This is a genomic window from Rhizobium freirei PRF 81 (assembly GCF_000359745.1).
GTDB lineage: Bacteria > Pseudomonadota > Alphaproteobacteria > Rhizobiales > Rhizobiaceae > Rhizobium > Rhizobium freirei.
On the sequence record NZ_AQHN01000090.1, the window covers coordinates 93,930 to 116,811 of the forward strand.

At 60.4% G+C, this 22,882-nt stretch carries 27 protein-coding genes; 20 read left to right on the forward strand and 7 right to left on the reverse strand.

The genetic code is table 11. From position 1 onward, the window contains the following. The first annotated feature begins 210 nt into the window (after nt 1–210). The 11 genes from RHSP_RS31025 to fliF all read left to right on the forward strand — a co-directional run bounded on the left by RHSP_RS31025 (nt 211) and on the right by fliF (nt 10,481). Nucleotides 211–1,857 (forward strand): globin-coupled sensor protein, encoded by a 1,647-nt coding sequence (locus RHSP_RS31025; RefSeq protein WP_037155657.1) that lies wholly within the window; start codon nt 211–213, stop codon nt 1,855–1,857. Between the two features lie 62 nt (nt 1,858–1,919). Beyond that, nucleotides 1,920–2,216, forward strand: a complete 297-nt coding sequence (locus RHSP_RS31030) for an STAS domain-containing protein (RefSeq protein WP_004128522.1) — start codon at nt 1,920–1,922, stop codon at nt 2,214–2,216. Then, entirely contained in the window at nt 2,213–2,578 is a 366-nt protein-coding gene (gene cheY1 / locus RHSP_RS31035; RefSeq protein ID WP_004128526.1) for a chemotaxis response regulator CheY1, read from the forward strand. The genes RHSP_RS31030 and cheY1 overlap by 4 nt, the downstream gene beginning before the upstream one ends. 15 nt (nt 2,579–2,593) lie before the next feature. After that, nucleotides 2,594–4,873 (forward strand): chemotaxis protein CheA, encoded by a 2,280-nt coding sequence (locus tag RHSP_RS31040; RefSeq protein ID WP_004128529.1) that lies wholly within the window; start codon nt 2,594–2,596, stop codon nt 4,871–4,873. Between the two features lie 4 nt (nt 4,874–4,877). Next, nucleotides 4,878–5,345 carry a chemotaxis protein CheW gene (locus RHSP_RS31045; protein WP_004128531.1) on the forward strand — a complete coding sequence of 156 codons (468 nt, stop codon included), beginning with the start codon at nt 4,878–4,880 and terminating at the stop codon, nt 5,343–5,345. Then, the gene (locus RHSP_RS31050) at nt 5,342–6,250 is read left to right on the forward strand and encodes a protein-glutamate O-methyltransferase (protein WP_004128534.1); all 909 of its coding nucleotides are present in this window, start codon (nt 5,342–5,344) and stop codon (nt 6,248–6,250) included. The genes RHSP_RS31045 and RHSP_RS31050 overlap by 4 nt, the downstream gene beginning before the upstream one ends. After that, the gene (gene cheB / locus RHSP_RS31055) at nt 6,247–7,290 is read left to right on the forward strand and encodes a protein-glutamate O-methylesterase CheB (RefSeq protein ID WP_004128536.1); all 1,044 of its coding nucleotides are present in this window, start codon (nt 6,247–6,249) and stop codon (nt 7,288–7,290) included. The genes RHSP_RS31050 and cheB overlap by 4 nt, the downstream gene beginning before the upstream one ends. Further along, nucleotides 7,290–7,679: a response regulator gene (locus tag RHSP_RS31060; protein ID WP_004128537.1), complete on the forward strand. Its 390-nt coding sequence runs from the start codon at nt 7,290–7,292 to the stop codon at nt 7,677–7,679. Before cheB ends, RHSP_RS31060 begins: the two co-directional genes overlap by 1 nt. Further along, nucleotides 7,676–8,230, forward strand: coding sequence for a chemoreceptor glutamine deamidase CheD (gene cheD / locus RHSP_RS31065; protein ID WP_004128540.1), 555 nt, complete (start codon nt 7,676–7,678; stop codon nt 8,228–8,230). Before RHSP_RS31060 ends, cheD begins: the two co-directional genes overlap by 4 nt. 16 nt (nt 8,231–8,246) lie before the next feature. After that, the gene (gene cheT, locus RHSP_RS31070) at nt 8,247–8,636 is read left to right on the forward strand and encodes a chemotaxis protein CheT (RefSeq protein WP_004128542.1); all 390 of its coding nucleotides are present in this window, start codon (nt 8,247–8,249) and stop codon (nt 8,634–8,636) included. A 165-nt stretch (nt 8,637–8,801) separates the two neighbouring features. Then, nucleotides 8,802–10,481, forward strand: a complete 1,680-nt coding sequence (fliF, locus tag RHSP_RS31075; protein WP_004128544.1) for a flagellar basal-body MS-ring/collar protein FliF — start codon at nt 8,802–8,804, stop codon at nt 10,479–10,481. Between the two features lie 337 nt (nt 10,482–10,818). Here the strand turns inward: fliF and RHSP_RS34975 are convergent, their stop codons facing one another. Continuing rightward, entirely contained in the window at nt 10,819–11,010 is a 192-nt protein-coding gene (locus RHSP_RS34975) for a hypothetical protein (protein WP_157385473.1), read from the reverse strand. On the opposite strand from RHSP_RS34975, the gene visN reads away from it, so the two are divergent. Both visN and visR read left to right on the forward strand, forming a co-directional pair. Next, nucleotides 11,003–11,740: a transcriptional regulator VisN gene (visN, locus tag RHSP_RS31080; RefSeq protein ID WP_004128546.1), complete on the forward strand. Its 738-nt coding sequence runs from the start codon at nt 11,003–11,005 to the stop codon at nt 11,738–11,740. The genes RHSP_RS34975 and visN overlap by 8 nt on opposite strands. A gap of 11 nt (nt 11,741–11,751) precedes the next feature. Continuing rightward, a complete protein-coding gene (visR, locus tag RHSP_RS31085; protein ID WP_037155662.1) occupies nt 11,752–12,498 on the forward strand; it encodes a transcriptional regulator VisR in 747 nt (248 codons plus the stop codon). Between the two features lie 53 nt (nt 12,499–12,551). On the opposite strand, the gene RHSP_RS31090 is transcribed toward visR, so the two are convergent. The 6 genes from RHSP_RS31090 to motA all read right to left on the reverse strand — a co-directional run bounded on the left by RHSP_RS31090 (nt 12,552) and on the right by motA (nt 17,686). After that, nucleotides 12,552–12,992, reverse strand: coding sequence for a hypothetical protein (locus RHSP_RS31090; protein ID WP_004128552.1), 441 nt, complete (start codon nt 12,990–12,992; stop codon nt 12,552–12,554). A 5-nt stretch (nt 12,993–12,997) separates the two neighbouring features. Beyond that, the gene (flhB, locus tag RHSP_RS31095) at nt 12,998–14,077 is read right to left on the reverse strand and encodes a flagellar biosynthesis protein FlhB (protein ID WP_004128555.1); all 1,080 of its coding nucleotides are present in this window, start codon (nt 14,075–14,077) and stop codon (nt 12,998–13,000) included. Nucleotides 14,078–14,170: 93 nt separating this feature from the next. Then, entirely contained in the window at nt 14,171–15,214 is a 1,044-nt protein-coding gene (gene fliG, locus RHSP_RS31100) for a flagellar motor switch protein FliG (RefSeq protein WP_004128558.1), read from the reverse strand. Between the two features lie 49 nt (nt 15,215–15,263). After that, a complete protein-coding gene (fliN, locus tag RHSP_RS31105) occupies nt 15,264–15,794 on the reverse strand; it encodes a flagellar motor switch protein FliN (RefSeq protein WP_004128561.1) in 531 nt (176 codons plus the stop codon). Nucleotides 15,795–15,860: 66 nt separating this feature from the next. Then, nucleotides 15,861–16,811: a FliM/FliN family flagellar motor switch protein gene (locus RHSP_RS31110; RefSeq protein WP_420820115.1), complete on the reverse strand. Its 951-nt coding sequence runs from the start codon at nt 16,809–16,811 to the stop codon at nt 15,861–15,863. Between the two features lie 2 nt (nt 16,812–16,813). Further along, the gene (motA, locus tag RHSP_RS31115) at nt 16,814–17,686 is read right to left on the reverse strand and encodes a flagellar motor stator protein MotA (protein ID WP_004128566.1); all 873 of its coding nucleotides are present in this window, start codon (nt 17,684–17,686) and stop codon (nt 16,814–16,816) included. A 221-nt stretch (nt 17,687–17,907) separates the two neighbouring features. On the opposite strand from motA, the gene flgF reads away from it, so the two are divergent. From flgF to flgG, 7 genes are all read left to right on the forward strand, one after another. Next, the gene (flgF, locus tag RHSP_RS31120) at nt 17,908–18,642 is read left to right on the forward strand and encodes a flagellar basal-body rod protein FlgF (RefSeq protein WP_004128568.1); all 735 of its coding nucleotides are present in this window, start codon (nt 17,908–17,910) and stop codon (nt 18,640–18,642) included. A gap of 12 nt (nt 18,643–18,654) precedes the next feature. After that, on the forward strand, nt 18,655–20,043 hold the full coding sequence (gene fliI, locus RHSP_RS31125) for a flagellar protein export ATPase FliI (RefSeq protein WP_037155668.1): 1,389 nt from the start codon (nt 18,655–18,657) through the stop codon (nt 20,041–20,043). Nucleotides 20,044–20,127: 84 nt separating this feature from the next. Then, on the forward strand, nt 20,128–20,673 hold the full coding sequence (locus RHSP_RS31130) for a hypothetical protein (protein WP_004128575.1): 546 nt from the start codon (nt 20,128–20,130) through the stop codon (nt 20,671–20,673). A 118-nt stretch (nt 20,674–20,791) separates the two neighbouring features. Then, nucleotides 20,792–21,184, forward strand: coding sequence for a flagellar basal body rod protein FlgB (gene flgB, locus RHSP_RS31135; RefSeq protein WP_004128578.1), 393 nt, complete (start codon nt 20,792–20,794; stop codon nt 21,182–21,184). A gap of 16 nt (nt 21,185–21,200) precedes the next feature. Next, nucleotides 21,201–21,614, forward strand: a complete 414-nt coding sequence (gene flgC, locus RHSP_RS31140) for a flagellar basal body rod protein FlgC (protein WP_004128581.1) — start codon at nt 21,201–21,203, stop codon at nt 21,612–21,614. Between the two features lie 2 nt (nt 21,615–21,616). Further along, a complete protein-coding gene (fliE, locus tag RHSP_RS31145; protein WP_004128584.1) occupies nt 21,617–21,967 on the forward strand; it encodes a flagellar hook-basal body complex protein FliE in 351 nt (116 codons plus the stop codon). 97 nt (nt 21,968–22,064) lie between these two features. Beyond that, nucleotides 22,065–22,853 (forward strand): flagellar basal-body rod protein FlgG, encoded by a 789-nt coding sequence (gene flgG / locus RHSP_RS31150; RefSeq protein WP_004128587.1) that lies wholly within the window; start codon nt 22,065–22,067, stop codon nt 22,851–22,853. The last annotated feature ends 29 nt before the right edge of the window (nt 22,854–22,882 follow it).

Here is a 22,882-nt window from a genome sequence, read left to right on the forward strand (position 1 = left end):
GGCATGAAGCCGCCCCGTCGTACCGGGTTCGATCCGGTATCCATCTCATCAAACAGGTCCGCACAAGACTTTGATGAACGAGCGAGCTTCAGCGCCCCGATCACTTGATCGGTGCTATCTGCGTATTGCCTCGCCTTCTCATCGCGCCTGGCGCGGATCATCAGCGGTTTCGCCGACGCTTGCGCGTGCGGCACTTCGGCGGGGACGATTTTGGCGCAGGATTCGCCGTCAGATCAGGCAGGTAGGGCGCAGGCTGGCAGCCTTCGCGACCGCTTGCGTTTTGCTGGTCTCGATGCCGGACAGTGTGAGACGCTGCGCCGCAGCCGGCCCATGCTCGAGGCTCATCTCAAGTCCGGCCTGCGCGATCTCTTCCACCGTTTCCAGACTTTCCCGGACGCTGCGCGCAATTTTACCAGCGAAAGCCAGCTCGAACGGCTTCAGGATCTGCAGTCCTCGCATTGGGACGTATTGACGGATGCCCGCTTCGACAGCCTCTATGCGGAGCGCGTCAAGGTTCTATCCGACAGCGAAAGCAAGATGGGGCTCGACCCGCGCTGGCACGTTGCCGGCCACGGCGTCATGCTGGAGCATATTCTTGCCGGTCTCGTCGAGGAGCTGGGCGGCCGGGCTATCTTGCCCGGAGCCAAGCGCCGTGCCCGTGAATTGAGCGAACTCATCACATCGGTCGTTCGCCTCGTCATGGTCGATGTCGAAATCGCCGTGTCCTTGCGTTTCAATGAATTACGGGTCGGCCATCAGCGCATGCTGGTTGAGCAACGGGCTGCCGATCGTGCCGAAGCGACGGCCTTCATCGCCGAGATGGCCAATGGTCTTGCCGATCGTGATCTGACAGCTCGGATGCCGACCGATTGTCCCGAGGCTTATGCGGAAGTCGCGGAAGCCCTGAACGCGGCGCTGGCGGACATCCAGCAGCAGTTTTCGGTTCTGGCCGGCGGCGTGCAGGCGGCTGAAGCGACGAGCGAGAGCATTTCCCGTTCGTCGAAATCCCTCGCGGAAAATTCGGCCGAGCAGTCGCAGGGCCTTGCAGCCTCGGCGCGCCAGCTTGCCGAGCTTGCCGATCAGGTGCGCGGCAATGCCGCCAATACGCGCTCGGCTGAACGCGCGGCAGTATCGACGCGTACGGCCGCGGAAGACAGCGGCCGGATCGTCGGGCAGGCCATATCGGCCATGGCCGATATCGAGACCTCGGCCGAAAAGATCGGCCAGATCATCGGCGTCATCGACGAGATCGCCTTCCAGACCAATCTTCTGGCCTTGAATGCCGGCATCGAAGCCGCCCGCGCCGGTGACAGCGGCCGCGGCTTTGCCGTCGTCGCGCAGGAAGTGCGTGCCCTTGCGCAGCGTTCCGCCGATGCTGCGCGCGAAATCAAGGTTCTGGTATCGGGCACGAAGGCACAGGTCGATGCAGGCGTGCAGATGGTCGGCCGCACGCAGGATGCGATCGGCAGCATCGTCCGCCAGGTGACGGATATCAACGAAGCCATCTCCGGGATCGCAGCGGCGAGCGACGTGCAAGTGGCTGGTCTGCATTCGCTCTCGACGGATATCGGCGATTTCAGCACGCGCGCCGCCGCAGGCGAAGGCTTGGCCAATCGTTCGCAGGAAGGCGCCGATCACCTCCAAACCGTTGTCGTCGAGCTTGGCCGCACCATTCGCGAGTTTCGTATCGAGCGCGAGCGGCGCCATGCGGCCTCTCCGGCGCCGGTGAAGGCGGCTCAGCAGCGACAGCTTCCCGCTCGTGACGAATTCAGCGTCGGGCGCGATGAGGACGAGATGGCCGATTTCGGCTTCCCGCTTCGCAGGACCGCCGCGGGAGGCGAACGCAATGCCTATTGATCTTTCAGTTTCATGCGTATGCGGACCGGCGGGTCCGATTTCAGACAACAAGGAATGAAGCGATGCGTAGCAGGAAAGGCGAAAAGACAATCAGTCTGGCTGCGGTGCTGGACCTCAACGAGGCCTCGACGCTTCGCGGCAAGTTGATGGGGATGCGCGGCAGCAATGTTGTGATCGATGCGTCCAGCGTCGAAAGGATTGGTGCCCTGTGCATGCAGGTCATCATGGCAGCTGCCAAGACCTGGGATGAGGACAAGCTGTCCTTCACCTTCTCCAAGGTGTCGGACGCGTTTCAGAAAACGATGCAGATGATCGGGGTGGATATATCTCACCTGCTTGCCAAGGAGATCCGGCAATGAAGAAAAAAGTACTGACCGTGGATGATTCGCGGACCATTCGAAACATGCTTCTCGTCACCCTCAACAACGCGGGTTTCGAGACCATCCAGGCTGAAGACGGTGTCGAAGGTCTGGAAATTCTGGAAGAAGCCAATCCGGATGTGATCGTCACCGATATCAACATGCCGCGCCTCGACGGCTTCGGCTTCATCGAGGGCGTGCGCCGCAACGACAGATACCGCGCCGTTCCGATCCTCGTCCTGACGACCGAGAGCGATGCTGAAAAGAAGAACCGTGCCCGCCAGGCCGGTGCGACCGGCTGGATCGTCAAGCCGTTCGACCCCGCCAAGCTGATCGATGCCATCGAGCGTGTAACCGCTTAAACAGGATCCGCCCTTATGGATATGAACGAAATCAAAGAGATTTTCTTCCAGGAGTGCGAAGAGCAGCTCGCCGAACTGGAATCCGGTCTCCTGAAAATGAATGATGGTGACCGCGATCCGGAAACCGTCAATGCCGTGTTCCGCGCCGTTCATTCCATCAAGGGTGGGGCAGGGGCCTTCGGTCTGGACGACCTGGTCTCATTCGCTCACGTCTTCGAGACGACGCTCGATTGCGTTCGATCCAACAAGCTGGAGCCGACCCAGGACGTCCTGAAGGTCATGCTCAAGGCTGCCGATGTCCTGGCCGATCTGACCAACGCCGCCCGCGATGGCGGCAGCGTCGATCAAGCCCGCAGCCGCGGGCTGGTCAAGGAACTGGAAGCACTGGCCAACGGCGATGTGCCTGCACCATCCGTCGCGGTGGTTGCCGAGCCTGCTCCGAAGCCCGTCGCAGCCCCGACGCCTACGGATGACAGCGGTTTTCAGCCGATCCCCTTCAGCTTCGACGACGATTTCGGCGCCGACGAGCCATCTGCCGATGGCATGCCGGAATATGAAGTCAGCTTCAAGCCGCGCTCCGATCTCTACGCCAAGGGCAATGACGCCACGCTGCTGCTGCGCGATCTCGCGCGCCTTGGCGAGATGAGCGTCTATTGCGACGTGGATGCGCTGCCGGGCCTTCCCGAAATCGACCCGGAAGGGGCCTATTTCAAGTGGACGATCTCGATCAAGACGGACAAGGGCGAGGATGCCATCCGCACCGTCTTCGAATTCGCCGAATGGGATTGCGAGCTCGATGTCCGGCTGGTCGGAGCTGATGCCGGTGCTTCCGGCGATGGCGAGCTGCCGATGGTTCCGGTGCCCTTCGATCTTTCCATTCTCGATGACGAGCGCGCCGAGCCGGCAGCCGGCGAGGCGCCGCAGCCAAAGAGCGATGCCGCCGCAGCCGTTGCCGCTGCCGAAACCGCGAGCAACGTCACGCAGCTCGCCGCCGTGGCCGCACGCGTCGAAAAGAAGGAAGCGGCCCTTGCGGCCGCCGCCGCCGCCAATGCCGCCGCAGCAGCGCAGAATAACGCTGCCGCCGGTGTCGGCCAGACCATTCGCGTCGATCTCGACCGCGTCGACCGGCTGATCAATCTGGTCGGCGAACTCGTCATCAACCAGGCGATGCTTTCCCAGAGCGTCATCGAGAACGACAATAACGGCGCGTCGTCGATCAATATGGGCCTCGAGGAGCTGCAACAGCTCACCCGCGAGATCCAGGACAGCGTCATGGCGATCCGCGCGCAGCCGGTGAAGCCGGTCTTCCAGCGCATGTCGCGTATCGTGCGCGAAATCGCCGACATGACCGGCAAGTCGATCCGCCTGATCACCGAGGGTGAGAACACGGAAGTCGACAAGACCGTCATCGACAAGCTCGCCGAGCCGCTGACCCACATGATCCGCAATGCCGTCGACCACGGCATCGAAACTCCGGAAAAGCGCGCGACGCTCGGCAAGAATCCCGAAGGCACCGTCCGCCTGACGGCAAAGCATCGCTCCGGCCGCATCCTGATCGAGCTTGCCGACGACGGCGCCGGTATCAACCGCGAGAAGGTGCGACAGAAGGCTATCGACAACGATCTGATCGCAGCCGACGCCAATCTTTCGGATGAGGAAGTCGACAACCTGATCTTCCTGCCGGGCTTCTCGACCGCCGACAAGATCTCCGACATTTCCGGCCGCGGCGTCGGCATGGACGTGGTCAAGCGCTCGATCCAGGCGCTCGGCGGCCGCATCAACATCAGCTCCAGGCCCGGTCAGGGCTCGGTCTTCACCATGAGCCTGCCGCTGACGCTCGCCGTTCTCGACGGCATGGTGGTCACCGTTGCCGGCCAGACCCTGGTCGTGCCGCTGACGGCGATCGTCGAAACGCTGCAGCCTGAGGCTTCCGCCATCCATTCCTTCGGTGCGAACCATCGCCTGATCTCGATCCGCAACAGCTTCTGCCCGCTGGTCGATGTTGGCCGCATCCTGAACTTCCGCGCCACGCAGGCCAATCCGGTCGACGGCGTCGCGCTGCTGGTGGAATCGGAAGGCGGCGGTCAGCGCGCCCTCATGGTCGATGCCATTCAGGGCCAGCGCCAGGTCGTCATCAAGAGCCTCGAAGCCAACTATACGCATGTGCCCGGCATTGCGGCCGCGACCATCCTCGGCGATGGCCGTGTCGCGCTGATCCTTGATGTCGATGCGGTGGTCGGCGCTTCCCGTGGCCAGTCGCTGAAGCCTGAAATATCTTACGCAGCGGCGGGGTAAGTTCATGTCCTATGCCGTCAAGAACATGACCCAGGGGGTCCGGGAGCTGATCGCCTTCCGGATCGGCGACCAGGAGTTCTGCGTCGATATCATGTCGGTTCGTGAAATTCGCGGTTGGACCCCGGCAACCGTCATGCCGCATGCGCCTGCCTATATGCTCGGCGTCATCAACCTGCGCGGTGCCGTGCTGCCGATCATCGATCTTTCGAGCCGGCTCGGCATGAAGAATGCGGAACCGACGGCGCGGCATGTGATCATCGTGGCGCAGGTCAAGCGCAAGGTGGTGGGCCTGCTCGTCGATGCCGTCTCGGACATCCTGACGATCACCGACGACAGCATCCAGCCGACACCTGAGATTTCGTCCGATCATGAGCGGCAGTTCGCGCGCGGCATCGTCGCCATCGACCGCCGCATGATCTGCCTGATCGAACTGGAAGCCCTGTTTCCCGAGAGTGAAAGCGAAGCTGCATGAGTGTGATGGGAGCAATAGATCTCAAGGCATCGCCGGACGAGGTCCTGGCCAGCGGCGAATATCCGCTGACCCGGCGCGACCTCGCCGAGATCGCCGCCATGATCTATGCGGATGCCGGTATTTCTCTCAACGAAAGCAAGGCGTCGCTGGTCTATTCGCGGCTTTCGAAGCATATCCGCGCGCTGGGTCTGCCGGGCTTTCGCGATTATTGTCTGCTGGTGTCTTCTCCGGCGGGAAGCGCTGAGCGGCGGGAGATGCTGTCGCATCTGACGACCAACTTCACCCGCTTCTTCCGCGAGAACCATCATTTCGATCATCTGCGCACCGAGGTCCTGCCGGGCCTTCTGGCTCGCGCCAAGGCCGGTGGCCGTGTGCGGATCTGGTCTGCCGCCTGTTCCGACGGACAGGAGCCCTATTCGATTGCTCTGACCGTTCTGGCGCTCATGCCGAATGTCGCAGAGCTCGATTTCAAGATCCTGGCGACGGACATCGATCCGAAGATTCTCGGCCTTGCCCGCGCCGGCGCCTATGATGAGGCCGCGCTGGAAACGATCTCGCCCGCCATGCGCAAGCAATGGTTCCAGGACGTCAATGTCCAGGGGCGCCGCAAATTCCAGATCGATGACCGCGTCAAGCGGCTCATCACTTTCAACGAGCTGAACCTGATGGCGCAGTGGCCCTTCAAGGGCACTTTCGACGTCATTTTCTGCCGCAACGTCGTCATCTATTTCGACGAGCCGACCCAGGTGAAGATCTGGTCGCGCTTTGCCGGTCAGCTGCAGGAAGGCGGCCACCTTTATATCGGCCATTCCGAGCGCGTTGCAGGGGAATCGAAACATCTCTTCGATAATATCGGCATCACGACCTATCGCTATCTCGGTAAAAACGCGGGGAGGAAACCATGAACGCCGCTGCCCGTGTTCTCGTGGTCGACGATTCTCCGACCATGCGGGGCCTGATCACCGCAGTACTGCGCTCCGATCCTGAGGTCGACGTCGTCGGCCAGGCGGGCGACGCGCTCGAGGCGCGCGCCGCGATCAAGGCCCTCAATCCGGATGTCGTCACGCTCGATATCGAGATGCCGAACATGAACGGCCTCGATTTCCTTGAAAAGATCATGACGCTCAGACCCATGCCGGTCATCATGGTTTCGACCCTGACGCATCGCGGCGCCGATGCGACGTTAGCAGCGCTGGAAATCGGCGCGTTCGATTGTGTCGGGAAACCTTCGCCGGGCGAGCCCCATCCTTTCGGCGACTTGGCGGAGAAAGTGAAGGCCGCGGCCCGTTCGCAGCGGCAATATGTCAAGCCTGCCGCCCAGCGCGCACCGGCGACGGCTGTTGCCGATTTCCGCGTCGGCCGCAAGATCGTCGCCATTGGTTCTTCCACCGGCGGTGTCGAGGCGCTGATCAGCGTCCTGCAGAAATTTCCGGCCAATTGCCCGCCGACGGTCATTACCCAGCATATGCCGCCGACCTTTACCCGTAGCTTTGCCGAACGCCTGAACCGCCTCTGCGCCCCTGTCGTGGAAGAGGCGACCGACGGTGCGCGGCTAGCGATCGGCAAGATCTATCTGGCGCCTGGCGGCGACAGGCATCTTAGGGTTGCCAACGCCTCGGCACCCCATTGCCGTCTGGTGGACGGCGGACCGGTGAACGGCCATCGCCCTTCCGTCGACGTGCTTTTCGATTCCGTTGCCGAACTGGCAGGCCGCAATGCCGTCGGCGTGATCCTGACCGGCATGGGGCGCGACGGCGCAGCCGGTCTCCTCAAGATGCGCCACGCCGGTGCGCGCACCATCGGCCAGAACGAGAAGACCTGCGTGGTCTACGGCATGCCGAGGGTCGCCCACGAGCTCGGCGCAGTCGAACAACAGCTTCCGCTGAACGCCATTGGCGAGGAAATTTTGAAAATCACAGCCGCCCGAAAGGAAGGGAGCGAATAATGTCTCTAGCGGAGAAAATCAAAGTTCTGATCGTCGACGATCAGGTCACCAGCCGCCTGCTGCTCAGCGATGCGCTGACGCAGCTCGGTTTCAAGCAGATCACCGCAGCTGGTGACGGCGAGCAGGGGATGAAGATCATGGAACAGCAGCCCCATCATCTGGTCATCTCCGACTTCAACATGCCGAAGATGGATGGACTCGGCCTTCTGCAGGCCGTCCGCACCAACCCGACGACGAAGAAGGCGGCCTTCATCATCCTGACGGCGCAGGGCGACCGTGCACTGGTCCAGAAAGCGGCCCAGCTTGGTGCCAACAACGTACTGGCCAAGCCTTTCACCATCGAAAAGATGAAAGCGGCCATCGAAGCCGTGTTCGGAGCATTGAAATGATCGTCGAGGGTGCTGCCCGCCGCGTTCACATCATCCAGGGCGAGTACAAGGTCGTGAGCGATCCGGAGGTGGTGTTGACCACCATCCTCGGCTCCTGCGTCGCTGCCTGCCTGCGCGACCCGATCGCCGGTGTCGGCGGCATGAACCATTTCCTGCTCCCGGGAATGGCAAGCTCGCCGATGAGCGGTGGTGATGCGACGCGCTACGGCGTGCACCTGATGGAACTACTGATCAACGGCCTCTTGAAGAAGGGTGCGCGTCGCGACCGGCTGGAGGCAAAAGTCTTCGGCGGTGCCAAGACGATCGCGACCTTCTCCAATGTCGGCGAGCAGAACGCAGCCTTTGCCATGCAGTTCCTGAAGGACGAAGGCATCCCTGTCGTCGGTTCCAGCACCGGCGGCGAACATGGGCGCAAGGTTGAATATTGGCCGATCTCCGGAAGAGCCAGGCAATATCCGCTAACCGGTGCAGAGACGCAGAAGACCGTGGCGCTCGAACAGCGTCCGGTCGTGGCTCCCAAGCCGGTCGACAATACGATCGAATTTTTCTGATCAACGAGGCTACCGCATGACCCCCTTCCAGCGCGCCGAAATGACCGACACCGAAGACCTGCTTCCGGCTATCCTCCTGCGCATCGTTTCCGAACTGCACGACGTCGCCTATCTGATCGAACGCATCGAGCCGCAGCTGCTCGATGTCGGCGGCGCCAAGGTGCTGGAATCGCCAGGCACGATGAAGGTCATTCAGGGTATCGACCTTGCCGTGCAGAAGACGCGCGGCATCGCCGAGTTCATCGACACCATTGCCGGCAGCATGCCGGAGGGATGGACCGTCGACCTCGCAGCTGCGTTGAGCCTGGTCAAGCTGACCGAGATGCAGAAGGCGCTTAGCGGCGGTAATTTCCACGCCCATTCGCAGCCCATGGCGAAAGCTGCCGGCGATTTTGATTTCTTCTGATCCGACGCCTGCGATGGATATTGTTTTCCTTATATAATCCTCTCCGTTTCTCCCTGGTTTTTTCCTTTTTTCCCCGGCGGACGAAACGCTCGCACAAGTTTCGATTTCTATTTTCGCTGCAGAGCACAAAGCCATCAGGTCTTTGACGAATCGTGCGAGAACAGAATGAATCTGTTAAATCAACTAGTTCCCTTATTCCGGAATCTCCAGAATCTGGGCAGAACGCGCCTAATGATCATGGGTGGCGTAGCCGCAGCTTCCGTTGTGATGGTCCTCCTTGCGGCCCTCTACGTTAACAAACCCGCCCAGGAGACGCTTTATGTCGGCCTGGACGCGACCGATCTCAATCAGATCAGCATTGCGCTCGCAGAAGCAAAGATCAATTTCCAGGTCGGCTCTGACGGCTCGAGCCTGACCGTTCCGGCCGGGATGACCGGCAAGGCCCGCGCGCTGCTTGCCGAGCGCGGTCTGCCCAGCAGCGGCAAGGCCGGCTACGAACTCTTCGACAATGTCGGTTCGCTCGGCCTGACCTCCTTCATGCAGGAAGTCACCCGCGTCCGCGCGCTTGAAGGCGAAATCGGCCGCACCATCACCTCCATCGCAGGCATCAGCGCCGCGCGCGTCCACATCGTCATGCAGGACGTCGGCAATTTCCGCAGAGCGGACCAGAAGCCGACGGCCTCGGTGATGATCCGCGCCAGCGTGGAAGCGGCGCGAAAATCGGCGCCGGCCATCCGCCATCTGGTTGCCTCCGCGGTTCCGGGCCTGGAGGTCGACGACGTTACGATCCTCGATTCGACCGGCCAGCTGCTCGCATCGGGCGACGATCCCAGCAACGGCGCGCTCAGCCGCAATCTCGGCATCGTGCAGAACGTGCAGGGAGAGATCGAAGGCAATATCAATAAGGCGCTGGCACCGTTCCTCGGAATGGACAATTTCCGCTCCAGCGTCACGGCACAGCTCAATACCGACAGCCAGCAGGTCAAGGAAACCACCTTCGATCCGGAATCGAAGGTCGAGCGTTCCGTTCGCACGGTAAAGGAAGCGCAGAAGTCGCAGCAGAGCCAGCCCGATACGGCCGCGACCGTGGAACAGAATATCCCGCAGGCGGCTCCGAAATCCGGCGGCAACTCGCCGACGTCGAACGACCAGTCCGACAAGCGCGAAGAGCAGACCAACTACGAAATCAACAGCAAGACGACGGCGACGACCCGTAACAGCTACAAGATCGAAAAGCTCTCGGTCGCCGTAGTGGTCAACAGGGGCCGCATCGCGCAGATGCTCGGCGAAGGCGCCGACCAGGCGAAGGTCGATGCCTATATCGCCGAGATGCAGAAGATCGTCGCAACGGCTGCAGGCGTCGATCAGGCTCGCGGCGACGTCGTGACAGTCAATGCGATGAACTTCCTCGACAATCAGCTGCTCGAAGATACATCCTCCAGCTTCAGCATCGTGGACATGCTGAGCCGTAACCTCGCCGGTATCATCAATTCGCTGGCCTTCGTTGCCGTCGCCTTCCTGATCGTCTGGATGGGCTTCCGTCCGCTGATCCGCTCGCTCGGTGGCGGCGCGGCGGGTAGCACGGCCCTGCCGGAGGCGGCAGGTCTGGAATTGCCGGACTTCGCCCCCGCCGTGAGCGGCCCTGGCGCCGCTCTCATGGACGGTTTCGGCTCGGACTTCGGCTTCGACAGCACTGACGATCTGCTGACCATGGGCGACGACGCCGGCACCTTCAACCGCCGCGTCAAGGAAGGGCCGGAACGTCGTCTTTCGCGCATGGTGGAAATCAGCGAAGAGCGCGCCGCAAAAATCCTCAGAAAATGGGCCGTCGACCAGGCTGCCTGATGGAGCGACCGGGAGAGATCCCGGTCTTTTCATTTTCGGATCGCTATCCTCCACGCTTTGCCAGGTTACGGGCTTCGCTGTGGCCAGTTAGCCGCGCTCAAGTAATTTGACGTGCCCGTAAGATGGAATTCGGCGGATATACCGTTGATGGGTAGAAAGAATCGACCTACTAATATTGCGACTATATGTAGTAGCCGTTTAACTGGCGCGAATCGGCCCTCGCTTTATGTATTTCGCAAGTTCTTGCAGTTTGCAGAGTTCGAGGGGCGGAAAAATCAGTTCATGGTTCGTAGATCGTGCCCTCGTGTTTATGCTGGTGCGATTACCGACGTGAAAATCAAAAATGGGTGCGTTCTCCCACCCTGCCTTCACCGGGACGTGTTTGTGTCGCGGTAAATAGTGATTCGGCTCTGATGCCTTCTGGAAAATCGGGATCGGTTTTCCTGGATGAAGCGCCGGTTTTTGACGGAATGATGCTCTCGTTGACGACAGATCGTCCAACAGCGGCAGGAAATGCAGGAATGGACATACAGATATCGCAGATGAGCAGAAGCGATAGGGATGCGCGGTCAGCAGCGCCCGCCAGCGTCATGTCGCGCGAGCAGCTCGTTTTGCAGCTGAGTGCCATTTCCGGCCCGACCTATCTGCAGGCCGGGCTGCGCGCACTGGCGGATTACGCCGGTGCCTCGCACTATCTTCTGGCGCGCTGCGACTTCATTCAGGAAAACGGCCTCGATTTCGTGGTTTCGTCGGATTGGCCCTTCGATCTCGTCAGACGCCTGGCCTCGGAATTGACAAGCGGTTATGGTCGTATCGGCGAGCTGGAAAAATGCATGTCCCTGTTCCAGCCGAGCTTGGCTTCGCTGCCCGACGATATCGAACTGCCGGGAGGCGTCGGCCGGCAATATTACGCGCTGAGCCTCAATGTCGGCCGCACGCGTTTCTCGCTGATGCTGCTGGCCCGCGAATCGGTGTCGCTCTCGTCGGAGCGGCTGCGCGATATCGGCCTGCTGTCCGGCTATCTCGCCAGCTGCACCCGCTGCTTCGAGGATAAGCTGGAGCGCGATTTCGATTTGACGGAACGCGAGCTGGAATGCTTGTTCTGGATCGCCGAAGGCAAGACGAGTGATGAGATTGCCATGATCCTCGGGATTTCGCGCAACACCATCAACAACTACATCACCAGCGTCATGCGCAAGACCGCCACCAAGACTCGCTCGGAGGCAATTGCCTTCGCCGTGCGAAACAACCTCGTTTGAAGGCTCGTTGAATGCGATATCAGCCTGACAGGACGACGGACATGCCGACAGACGTGCGGCTGACCCGCTCGGGCCGTATTTCTGGCCGATCCGATCTCTTCCCGAAGCTGGTATCGATGCTGAAGCTGATCGATGCGCAGCATTTTGCAGTTTACCGCCTTCACGGCTCCGGCTTGCCGCACAAGCAGCGTCTGGTCTGCGAGCTCGACAACTGGGGCTCCGCCAATTCCGTCATCGCCAAGTCTTTCGTGGATGCCTATGGCGACGCCATGATCGAGCACATCGATAAATCGCTGCTGCCGCTCATGTGGAATGGCCGCGATAGCGACAGCACGGCCGAGACGCCCGACTTTGCCGCCTTCACCCAGCGCCTCAAACCGCATCTCTTGCCCTTTGCCGGCGTTGCCTTTCCCGTGCGGCTCGGAGCCGTCGGCAACGGCTATGTCGTCTTCACGGCGAAATTCATGGATCTGGCGAGTGACATGATCGTCGAGCTGCATGGCCGAAGCTGCCAGATCATGATGGAATTACTGTCGCTGGACGAACGCCGCTCTCAGGCCGCCGAAGCGCTCAGCGAGCGCGAAATCACCTGCCTGCAGCTTGCCGGCGATGGGCGTATCAGCGAAGAAATTGCGGAAAAGCTGGGATTGTCGGTTCATACCGTCAACGCCTATCTCGGATCGGCAACGATCAAGCTCGACAGCGTCAATCGCATTCAGGCGATCGCGAAAGCGATCCGCTTCGGCTATATCAGCTGACAGTGCAGCGCCTCGGCGGATAGCTTCGAAAGTCTTCATTCCTCTTCAGAGATTCAAAAAGCGTGCGCCGCTTCGCCGTGGATGACGTAACGTGCATCCTTCAGGCTGCGTGCGAGAAGTGCCGTGTTCTCGTCCGGATCGGCAGATGCCTTGGCGAAGGCGATATGGTTGATTTCGATGCCGGCGTAGTGCTCCGCGAGGGCAAGCTTGGCATAGATGGTGACGCCCTGCGGCTTGATCTCCAGATCTAGCGTCACTTCGGCCGGGCCGCCCCAATCGAGCTTATAGTCGCCACCGAGCCCGAAATTGACCACGCCTGGAAGGAAATAGAGCTCAGCGGCCGAGGCCACGAGGTCAGCAAGATTACCGTATCGTTCGAAGCGCAGCAGCGAGATCAGGTCGGCGGCGTCGAGAAGGCGCAGCTCGCTTGCGACAGGGCTGATGGCTTCGGCAAGTATTTGTTCGCGCTGGGCAGAGTAGGGGCATTTTTTCATTTGGTTTATCGTACCCGTTTTCTATTTGACTGCACGGCATAGATCCGATGGATGAGTTCGGCGACTGCCTTGTAAAATACTGACGGTATGACGCTATCAACCGAGACTTGCGCAAACATGGAGCGGGCGAGGGGCGGATCTTCGAAAACGGGAATATTGTTGGCTTCCGCTATCTCTCTAATTTTCAACGCTATTAGGTCCTGGCCTTTGGCGACGACGACAGGTGCGTCGTTTTCCTCGCGCACATAGCGCAAGGCCACGGCGAAGTGAGTCGGGTTGGCGATGACGAGGGTCGCGCGTGGCACCTGCTTCATCATGCGCCGGCGGGCGCGGTCACGCGCGATCGAGCGTTGGCGCGACTTGACGATCGGGTCGCCCTGCGACTGCTTGTGTTCGTCCTTGACCTCCTGCTTCGTCATCCTGAGCTGGTCGAACCAATGGTAGCGGCTCCACAATATATCGGCGATGCCGACGACTGCGGTTGCCAGAAGCACGATGATCAGGATGCGCTGAACGATCGTCGAGAGGCGCACGAAGATGGTCTGCGGGTCCGAAGCCATCGCGTCGATCGAATGAAAGAACTGACCGCGCAGCACGAAGAACATGATGACGCTCACGATCACAATCTTCGTGAGCGACTTCACGAATTCGACCAGGCCCGTTGTGCTGAATATGCGCTTCCAGCCGGCGACGGGTGAGATTCGCGAGAATTGCGGCCTGATTCGCTCCAGCACCGGCGTCGGCAGATTCTGGAACATCGAGGCGCCGAGGCCGAAGGTCAGGAAGAGCACGACGGCGGGCAGCACCATATTGGCGACTTCCCAGCCTATGCGCACGAAGAGCGAAATGGCATCGGGGCCGGTCTCAAGCTTCCATTGATCCGGCTTCTCGAAGAGATCGCGCAGGATCTCGCCCATGCGGCCCATGCGTGCGGGCAGGAAGAAGGTGACGTAGATGACCGTCGCCAGCATGGTGGCAAAGATCGTTGCTTCCCTGGAATGCGGTACATTACCTTTTTCCAGGGTATCGCGGAGTTTTTTCTCCGTCGGGTTTTCTGTTTTACTGTCCTTGTCTTCGTCAGCCAAAGCAGCCGCCCTTTACGCAACGGAAAGAGGCCGCGCATCACACGCGGCCTTGAGCCAAGCATTCTAAGACAATTCAGGTGAGTCGCGGCGAGATTAAGCCGCTTCTTCCACAGGCGTGTTTTCCTTGGGCTTGAGCTCGATCTGGCCGGAATTGGCAAGCCGGATGGCTTCCTGTGCGATGGCGCGCCGTGCAATGGCGATTTCGCGCGGATTGATGCCGGTGTTGCCCATCTGCAGGTCGGATTCGATCATGCGGCGCTGGCGCGGGCTGATCGAGGACAGGACGATCTCGCGAATCTCCGTATTCGAGCCCCGCAGCGCCATGGTCAGAATATCCGAGGCGATATCGTTGAGCAGCAGCACGCGGCTCGGCTGTGGCATCCGGGTGAGATCGTCGAAGAGGAAGATCTTCGGACGAACCTTCTCGACCGATTCCTTGTTGATCGATTCGAGTGAGGTGAGCAGCGTATCGACCTGCGGCTTGTCGAGCTCGTTCATGAGATCCGCAACCTTGGTCGAGCCGGAAGCGTTGCGCTCCGCATCGATCTCCGCCATCAGTCCGAGAACGCGGTTCTCGATGATCTGCGCCGCTTTCGGGCTGACTTCCTTCAGGTTGACGGTACGGTTCATGATGTCGGCGCGCTGGGCTTCCGGAAGCTGCAGCAGCACCTTCGCGCCGAAGGCGGAAGGCATCATCGACAGGACATAAGCGATGGTCTGCGGATGTTCGCGCAGAAGGAATTTGGCGACGAAGACCGGATCCGCTTCGCCCAGGCGATCCCAGATGGAGGTTTCGTAGGCCTGGAAGGCGGTGCGGCGGCCGAGCAGGCTGTCCACCTCGTCCGGCGTCAGGCCTTCCTCGAGAATGCTTTCGATGGCCTTGGCATTATCCATCAGGCCGGCGCCTTCGGTAAACAGGTCCTCGAATTCCGCGACGAGCTGAGCCAGTTCGTCCGGCGGAATGAGCCTCAGCGATTGCGCGGAGGCAATGATCATCTGCAATTCGTTCTGGGTAAAATATTTGAGCAGCCGCCCTGCCACCTGCTTTCCCATAGCAAGAAGGACGGCGGCCGCCTTTTCAGTCTGAGATAACGGTTTCTCGGCAAGTGCGCCGCTGAAATCGTCAAAGTCCATCATGGTCTTCGTCTCCATCCCACACAGGGAGTGGGCTCATCCTGAGCCGGGTTCAGCTTTTTTTCGTGTTGTAGACTTCAGTGAGCTTAATACCGAATCTGGTGTCGTCATGTTCCAGAACGGTAATTTCGCCCCGGCCGATCTTGCGGCCGTTTACGGTGATTTCGACAGGTTCGCCGATCTTCTTGTCGAGCGCGATGATGGCGCCTTCGCTCAGATTCATCAGGCCGGAAACCTGCATGCGGCTGGTGCCGAGCACAATCTGGACGTCGATCGGGATATCCATGATCATATCGAGATTGGCGGCAAGCGCGCTGCCGAGCGGCGCCGGCGCCGCGGAGGTGCTGCCAAAATCGCTGTCGCCGAAAGCCGGGCTGGAATCGTCGTCGCCGAAATCGCCGAAGGTGGAAAGATCCGTGCCGGTTTCCGCGCCGAAGGCATCGGTATCGAGATCCGGCACGCCGCCGTCGCTATCCTTCTTCAGGACGCCGCGCAGACCATCGATGGCCTCGTCCAATGCGGCGTCGCTGTTTGAAATCTCCAGCGATTCGTCGCTGTCTTGCTGTATCGTCTTCGTAGCCATGAAATCACTATTCCAGTTGAAACTTGCCTCAAGCTGCCGTGGGTGGGGAGGCCACCCGCCAGCCGGTCAATTCATTAGGTGTCGAAGAAGCTCGTCGTCGGAGTTGACGTTGTCCTTGACGCGCACAGTATAATTTTCGCCGGAACGGCCGAATTCGCAGATATAAAGGTCTTTGCTGTTGGCGCTGACCTCAACCCGGACGTCGCCGGTATTATCCATGAAGGGAATGACGTCGCCGACCTCGAGCTTGGAAATCGTATCGAGCGTCAGCGATTGCAGTCGGATACGGGCTTCCAGCGTCACCTGCGAGCGGCGAACCTGTTCGCTGAGCTGCTCCGACCAGGCCTGGGAGGCGGCTGTCGGGTTTTTCGCGCGCGGCGCGCTGACGACGGTGCGCAGCAGATCGCGCTGCGGCACGATGATGACGATCTGGGAAACGCATTTGCCGAGCGAAATCGTCATCGTGATTGCAGCGGCAAAATCGTCGTTTTCATCGCCAAGCGCTGTCGGGAGTTCTTCGACGTTGCGGGGTGGCTCCAGGTAGGGCTCGAAGCCGCCGGAAGCGTTGACCGCCGAGCGGAGCACATTGGCGATCTTGTCGAAGACCATGACGGAGAGATCGAGCTCGATTACCGAAAGCGGCCTTGCAACGGCGACTTCCATGTCTTCCGGACGGGCGCCCAGCATATGTTCCATCAGCGTCATGATGAAACCGGCGCCGCAGCCGAGGACGAATTTGGGCGCCCAGTTGCGCAGCGATCCGTTGACCACGGCATGATTGCCGCCGAGCCCGGCGACGAGGTCGTTCATCAGGCCGGACTGGCAGCCGGCATAGGCGATGCTGATCTCGAGACCTGTCTCGGTCTTGATGATATCGGGCAGGAATTCGGCATAGACCTGGGCGAAGGAGGTGCCGAGCTTGGCGATCGTCGCTTGATCGCCGAGATTGCCTGTGAGCTTGGCAAAGAGGGTGCGATCCATCGCCTGTGCCTTATGTGCGGATTGCTGGCTCATGATTGTCAGGCCGCCTTGCTTTCACCGCCGGGGTTCATCATTTCCTGTTCGACGGCATCGATGGAGGGGCGCTCGTAGGAGGAGATGGTCTTGCGGCCGTATTCGAGCGCGACCTGCGGTACGGAACCGTTCATGTAGGCCAGCAGCGTCTGCTTCACGATGACATAGAGGCGATGCTGCTTGTTGCGCACCACCTTGATCTGAGAAACCAGCGGGGCGCAGACGGAATAGGACAGGATGATGCCGAGGAAGGTGCCGACGAGTGCCGATCCGATGAGATGACCGAGAACCTCGGGTGATTCGTTGATGTGGCTCATGGCCTTGATGACGCCGAGAACGGCGGCGACGATACCGATGGCGGGGAACGAATCGCCCATGATCGTGATGGCGTGGTAGGGCTTCATCTTGTCGTGCTGCATGGTGTCGAGCTCTTCATCCATCAGCGCCTCGATCTCGTGCGAGCGGGCATTGCCGATGATGATGAGGCGGACGTAGTCGCAGATGAAGGCCGTCAGATCCTTGTTCTTCAATACCGTCGGGGCGGCCTGGAAGATCGCTGATTCATCCGGGTTGTCGATATGGGCTTCGATCTCGTTGCGCGATTTGGTGCGCAGGTCGCGCATCAGGGCGTAGAGCACGCCGAGCGTGTCGAGATAATTGCGCTCCTTGGGGACCGCATGGCGGAAGGCTTCGCCGAGCGCCTTGCCCGAGTCCTTCACGACCTTCATCGGATTGGCCATGATGAAGCCGCCGAGACCGGCGCCTGCGATAATGACAAATTCGAAGGGCTGGAAGAGCGCCCCTACGTCTCCGCCCATGGCCATGAAGCTGCCTATGATACAGCCGCAGGTCACTACAAATCCGATAATAATATTCATCGCCGGTCCACACCTGAACGTTGCCTCATATGATGAACTAGGAGACCTGCCTTGCGTGAGGCTGTTCGACGCGGCGTGCGGCCGTCTTTTGCCGTGTCAGCTTCGCACAAGCCAATGCCGGCAGGATAGCGGGTAAGGGCATCCATGCCCCGCTAACGAAATGTAGGAGCGCCCTAGCGTTTCCTGTCCCGTTATTCTCCAATGTCCGGAGGGCGTTGAAAATGCAGTCTGGTATTTATGTGGCGCTGTCGTCCCAGATGGCGCTCGAGCGGCGTCTGACGACGATCGCCGACAACTTGGCCAATGTGAACACGACCGGCTTCCGCGGCACCGAGGTCAAGTTCGACGAAGTTCTCAGCAACACCGAAAACAAGCTCAACGCCAAGGTCGCCTTCGTATCGCAAGGCAACGACTATCTCTCCGTCGAAAATGGCGAACTGCAGAACACCGGCAATCTCTTCGATTTCGCCGTCAAGGGCGATGCGTGGTTCGGCGTGAATACGCCTGCCGGCCTGGTGCTGACGCGCGATGGCCGCTTCACCATGAACGAGAGCGGTGCACTGGTATCCGTGCGCGGCTATCCCATCGTCGATCCTGGCGGCGCCCCTATTCAGCTCGATCCGGCAGGCGGCGCCCCGACTGTCGGGTCAAACGGCACGATCGCGCAGAACGGCAAGGTCATGGGTCAGATCGGGCTCTACAATGCCGATGTCGGCAAGGGTTTCCTGCGTTATCAGAATAGCGGCATCCTGCCGACCGACACGCCTCAATCGGTCATCGACCGCTCGAATGTCGGCGTCGCACAGGGATATCTCGAAAATTCCAACGTGAACGGCATGCGTGAAATGACCAATCTGATCGAGGTCAGCCGCGCATTCGACAATATCAGCACGCTTACCAGCAGCAGCGAAGGCACTCTTACCGAAGCGATCAAGACCCTCGGCGGCAGTCAGTAAAGGGGACGGATCATGGTCGAGGATCGGTTGCCGGAGGACGCGCTGTCGCCGAAGCTTTCGCATATGGCTGTTCTCGCAGGACAGTATGCGATGGCGGAGAACGCCGTGGCCCATGGCGGTCATGTGCGCACCATCGCCGCTGGACATTACACGGTCGCCGGCCTTTCCAGGCAGGTGCGGCTTGGCGACTTCGTTGCGCATCGCTCGAAGACGGGCATCCATCTCGGCGAGGTGGTGCGCGTCGAGCCGGAGCTGACCTATGTTTGTCCGATCGAACCTGGCGAGCCGATCGGCATCCAGGATACCATCATCCGCAAGGGTGCTTTCCGTATCTCGCCCGACAATAGCTGGTGCGGCCGCACGATCAATTCGCTGGGCGAGCCGATCGACGGCTTGGGGCCGCTGACGGTCGGGCTCGAGTCGCGCTCGATCTCCAATACCGCGCCACCGTCGATGACGCGCCAGCGCGTCGAAACCGGTTTCAAGACCGGCGTACGGGCCATCGATATCTTTTCGCCGCTTTGCCTCGGCCAGCGTCTCGGCATTTTTGCCGGCTCCGGCGTCGGCAAATCGACGCTCCTGTCCATGCTGGCGCGAGCTGAGGCCTTCGACAAGGTGGTCATCGCGCTCGTCGGCGAGCGCGGCCGCGAAGTGCGCGAATTCATCGAGGATACGCTTGGCAGCCATATGCAGAAATCGGTGGCGGTCGTCGCGACCAGCGACGAAAGCCCGATGTTGCGCAAGATGGCGCCTCTGTCGGCCATCACCATTGCCGAGCACTTTCGCGATCAGGGCGACAATGTGCTTTTGATCGTCGATAGCGTGACCCGCTTTGCCCATGCCATTCGCGAGGTCGCGACAGCTTCCGGCGAGCCGCCGATCGCCCGCGGATATCCCGCCTCCGTTTTCACAGAATTGCCGCGCCTGCTCGAGCGGGCAGGGCCGGGGCCGGAAGGCACGGGAACGATCACCGCCATCATTTCCATTCTCGTCGATGGCGACAATCACAACGACCCGATCGCAGACTCCACCCGCGGCATTCTCGACGGTCACATCGTCCTGCAGCGCAGTCTCGCCGAGGAAGGCCGCTATCCGCCGATCGATCCGCTGGCGTCGGTGTCGCGTCTGGCGCGTAAGGCCTGGACCTCGGATCAGGAAAAGCTGGTTTCGCGGCTGAAGGCGCTCGTGCACCGCTACGAGGAAACCCGCGATCTGCGCCTGATCGGCGGCTACCGCCAGGGCAGCGACGGCGATCTCGATATAGCCGTCCGCCAGGTGCCGATCATCTACGACATTTTGAAGCAGACCCCTGGCGAAGGGCCATCGGAAGATGCCTTCACCGATCTCGCGACCGCTCTCAGAAATGGCTCTGCCGGGGCAGTGCCGGCTAGAGGCAGGTGACGGCCGCATGAAGGATCGCTTCAACCATCCATTGCGCGCAACGAGCCGATACTCCGGCATTGCGCGCCGAAACAGGGGTCAGACGTGAGAGAATCCGACGCAGACGAACCGGTAATGCCGCCGAGGTCGGCAAGGAGACGCACCATCACGGATAAGGCTTTGGCCTGCACCGGGCTGGTGCTCGCCGGTGCTTCCGCCTTCTTTCCCTGGTACGTTTTCCTGAACCCGGACAAGTTCGGCATTCAGGTTGCCGAAGGCGATCGCACCCGCGACCTGCCGAATTGGCCGGGCCGGGAGGTGGTCAGCGTATCGCCGCTTGCCATGGTCAACAAGAATCCCTCCCAGCCTAGAGACCTTATTCCCGATCCGCTGACGACCGCGACGGTCTCCAATACCGGCCGCGAGGACGACAAAGGACAACCCGCCGATCAGCAGCCGTTTCCCGGCAAGACCCCATTCCACCTGCTGCACGTGGTCAACGGGCGCGCGCTGATCGAGGACGATACGGGCATGTACGTCGTGCGTATCGGCTCGGTTCTGCCCGACAACAGCCGCCTGACCTCGATCGAACAGCGAGATGGAAAGTGGATCATCGTCACCTCCGCGGGCGATATCTACGGCAACAAATGAAAGACCCGGAAGTGCCTGAGTTTCCGGCACTTCGACGACCTTCCCAGGAACGCAATTCCCGCAAGTCCCACGCAAGATTATCCCGCTAGTTTCCCAGTGTAAGAACGGAGAGAAGCCCATGCAACCGATTCAGCTCTTTGACCTGGCCTCGCGGCAAGCCGAGTGGCTCCAGGCGCGCCAGGAAGTCGTTGCCGGCAACATCGCCAATGCCAATACCCCGAAGTATCGCGCCAAGGACGTGACGCCGTTCCAGGCTGTTCTGGACAACCAGAATGTCGCCATGGCGAGAACAAATCCCGCGCATCTTTCGGGTAATGATTTCAGTTCGAGCGGCAATATCAACGTACAGGAAGCGTCGCTCAATCAGGAAATAGGCGTCCAGGAGTCGGGCAACACCGTCGGCCTCGAGGACGAGCTCTCCAAATCCGGTGAAATCAAGCGTCAGTACAGCTTGAATACTGCGCTCGTGAGTTCCTTTCATCGCATGATGCTGATGGCCGTAAAACAATAGATGAAGTGAAGACGCTATGGACCCCTTATCCGCCGCATTGAAGATTGCAGGCTCCGGCCTGGAGGCTCAATCGACCCGCCTGCGTGTCGTTTCCGAAAATATCGCCAACGCCCGTTCGACGGGCGATACTCCCGGTGCCGATCCCTACCGGCGCAAGACCGTGACCTTTGGCGCCGAAATGGACCGCGCCAACGGCCTGACCACGGTCGGGGTCAAGAAGCTGGGCGAGGATACCGGCAAATTCATCCAGGAATACGATCCCGGCAATCCGGCTGCGGACCAGAAGGGCTACGTCAAGATGCCCAACATCAACGTCCTCGTCGAAATGGCCGATATGCGTGAAGCCAACCGGTCCTATGAGGCCAACCTGCAGACGGTCCGGCAGGCTCGCGATCTCATCTCCTCCACTATTGACCTGCTGAAGAACTGACAATGATCGACTCCATCAAGAACATCGCCTCTCTCTCGGCAACCCGCGGCCTCGGCAGCATCGCCACAGATCTGACATCAGTTGCCTCCGAGGCGATGAATGCTTCGCCCGCCGTCGCGATGGGAGCAGAAGCCGGAATGAGCTTCGCCTCCGTCATGTCGAATGTCGCGAAGGATTCTATCAACTCGCTGAAGGAAGCCGAAAACGCCTCCTTCGCCGGCATCAAGGGAACGATGAACACGCGCGAAGTCGTCGACAAGGTCATGCAGGCCGACCAGACGCTGCAGACCGCGATCGCGCTGCGCGACAAGGTCGTTACCGCATTTCTCGATGTCACAAGGATGCAGATCTAGAGCGGGTTCTCTCGCTCTAATTACTTGATTTTGCGTGAGTTCTTCGTCGGCTTCTCCCTAGCTCCGAAGACCATGCCCCAGCTCGAAGGACGAAAGCATGAGAGCGCTCGCAATTGCCGCAACGGGTATGAACGCCCAGCAGACCAATCTCGAAGTCATCGCGAACAACATCGCGAACATCAATACGACGGGTTACAAGCGTTCGCGCGCAGAATTCTCCGACCTTCTGTACCAGACCGAGCGTGCCAAGGGCATCGCCAACCGGCCGAACCAGGCCGTGGTTCCGGAAGGTGCCAACATCGGTCTCGGCGTGCAGACCACCGCCGTCCGCAACATCCAGATCCAGGGCCAATTGTCCCAGACGCAGAACGATCTCGACATCGCGCTCGTCGGCCGCGGCTGGTTCCAGATCCAGATGCCGGATGGCACGACGGCCTATACCCGCGCCGGATCGTTCAACAAGAGCGACACCGGCCAGATCGTTACGCCCGACGGCAATGTGCTGGCGCCCGGGATCACCATCCCGAACAACGCCACCAACCTCGCCATCAGCCAATCCGGTCAGATCACCGCCACCATCGGCACGGCAACGACGCCGACCACCCTCGGTCAGCTTCAGATCGCCAACTTCGTCAACGAAGCCGGCCTGCAGCCGATGGGTAGCAACCTCTTCACGCAGACGCCGGCCTCCGGCACCCCGGTCGTTTCCGATCCGAACCAGAACGGCTTCGGCTACATGAAGCAATACTACTTGGAATCGTCGAACGTCGATCCGGTCAAGGAAATCACCGATCTGATCACCGCGCAGCGCGCCTACGAGATGAACTCCAAGGTCATCACGACGGCCGACGACATGGCGCAGATTGTCAGCAAGAACCTGAAATAGCGGGAAGGACGGGCTGAACATGAGGTTTC

What these genes read in the sequence shown, in the direction of transcription:
- fliG (WP_004128558.1), bottom strand. Translation starts at nt 15,214, where the DNA reads ATGATGGACTTTGACGATTTCAGCGGCGCACTTGCCGAGAAACCGTTA.
- RHSP_RS31090 (WP_004128552.1), bottom strand. Translation starts at nt 12,992, where the DNA reads ATGAAAAAATGCCCCTACTCTGCCCAGCGCGAACAAATACTTGCCGAA.
- flgC (WP_004128581.1), top strand. Translation starts at nt 21,201, where the DNA reads ATGGACCCCTTATCCGCCGCATTGAAGATTGCAGGCTCCGGCCTGGAG.
- visR (WP_037155662.1), top strand. Translation starts at nt 11,752, where the DNA reads ATGCGATATCAGCCTGACAGGACGACGGACATGCCGACAGACGTGCGG.
- fliN (WP_004128561.1), bottom strand. Translation starts at nt 15,794, where the DNA reads ATGGCTACGAAGACGATACAGCAAGACAGCGACGAATCGCTGGAGATT.
- cheD (WP_004128540.1), top strand. Translation starts at nt 7,676, where the DNA reads ATGATCGTCGAGGGTGCTGCCCGCCGCGTTCACATCATCCAGGGCGAG.
- RHSP_RS31030 (WP_004128522.1), top strand. Translation starts at nt 1,920, where the DNA reads ATGCGTAGCAGGAAAGGCGAAAAGACAATCAGTCTGGCTGCGGTGCTG.
- RHSP_RS31045 (WP_004128531.1), top strand. Translation starts at nt 4,878, where the DNA reads ATGTCCTATGCCGTCAAGAACATGACCCAGGGGGTCCGGGAGCTGATC.
- cheY1 (WP_004128526.1), top strand. Translation starts at nt 2,213, where the DNA reads ATGAAGAAAAAAGTACTGACCGTGGATGATTCGCGGACCATTCGAAAC.
- fliE (WP_004128584.1), top strand. Translation starts at nt 21,617, where the DNA reads ATGATCGACTCCATCAAGAACATCGCCTCTCTCTCGGCAACCCGCGGC.
- fliI (WP_037155668.1), top strand. Translation starts at nt 18,655, where the DNA reads ATGGTCGAGGATCGGTTGCCGGAGGACGCGCTGTCGCCGAAGCTTTCG.
- cheB (WP_004128536.1), top strand. Translation starts at nt 6,247, where the DNA reads ATGAACGCCGCTGCCCGTGTTCTCGTGGTCGACGATTCTCCGACCATG.
- visN (WP_004128546.1), top strand. Translation starts at nt 11,003, where the DNA reads ATGGACATACAGATATCGCAGATGAGCAGAAGCGATAGGGATGCGCGG.
- flgF (WP_004128568.1), top strand. Translation starts at nt 17,908, where the DNA reads ATGCAGTCTGGTATTTATGTGGCGCTGTCGTCCCAGATGGCGCTCGAG.
- RHSP_RS31060 (WP_004128537.1), top strand. Translation starts at nt 7,290, where the DNA reads ATGTCTCTAGCGGAGAAAATCAAAGTTCTGATCGTCGACGATCAGGTC.
- RHSP_RS34975 (WP_157385473.1), bottom strand. Translation starts at nt 11,010, where the DNA reads ATGTCCATTCCTGCATTTCCTGCCGCTGTTGGACGATCTGTCGTCAAC.
- flgB (WP_004128578.1), top strand. Translation starts at nt 20,792, where the DNA reads ATGCAACCGATTCAGCTCTTTGACCTGGCCTCGCGGCAAGCCGAGTGG.
- RHSP_RS31050 (WP_004128534.1), top strand. Translation starts at nt 5,342, where the DNA reads ATGAGTGTGATGGGAGCAATAGATCTCAAGGCATCGCCGGACGAGGTC.
- motA (WP_004128566.1), bottom strand. Translation starts at nt 17,686, where the DNA reads ATGAATATTATTATCGGATTTGTAGTGACCTGCGGCTGTATCATAGGC.
- cheT (WP_004128542.1), top strand. Translation starts at nt 8,247, where the DNA reads ATGACCCCCTTCCAGCGCGCCGAAATGACCGACACCGAAGACCTGCTT.
- flgG (WP_004128587.1), top strand. Translation starts at nt 22,065, where the DNA reads ATGAGAGCGCTCGCAATTGCCGCAACGGGTATGAACGCCCAGCAGACC.
- fliF (WP_004128544.1), top strand. Translation starts at nt 8,802, where the DNA reads ATGAATCTGTTAAATCAACTAGTTCCCTTATTCCGGAATCTCCAGAAT.
- RHSP_RS31040 (WP_004128529.1), top strand. Translation starts at nt 2,594, where the DNA reads ATGGATATGAACGAAATCAAAGAGATTTTCTTCCAGGAGTGCGAAGAG.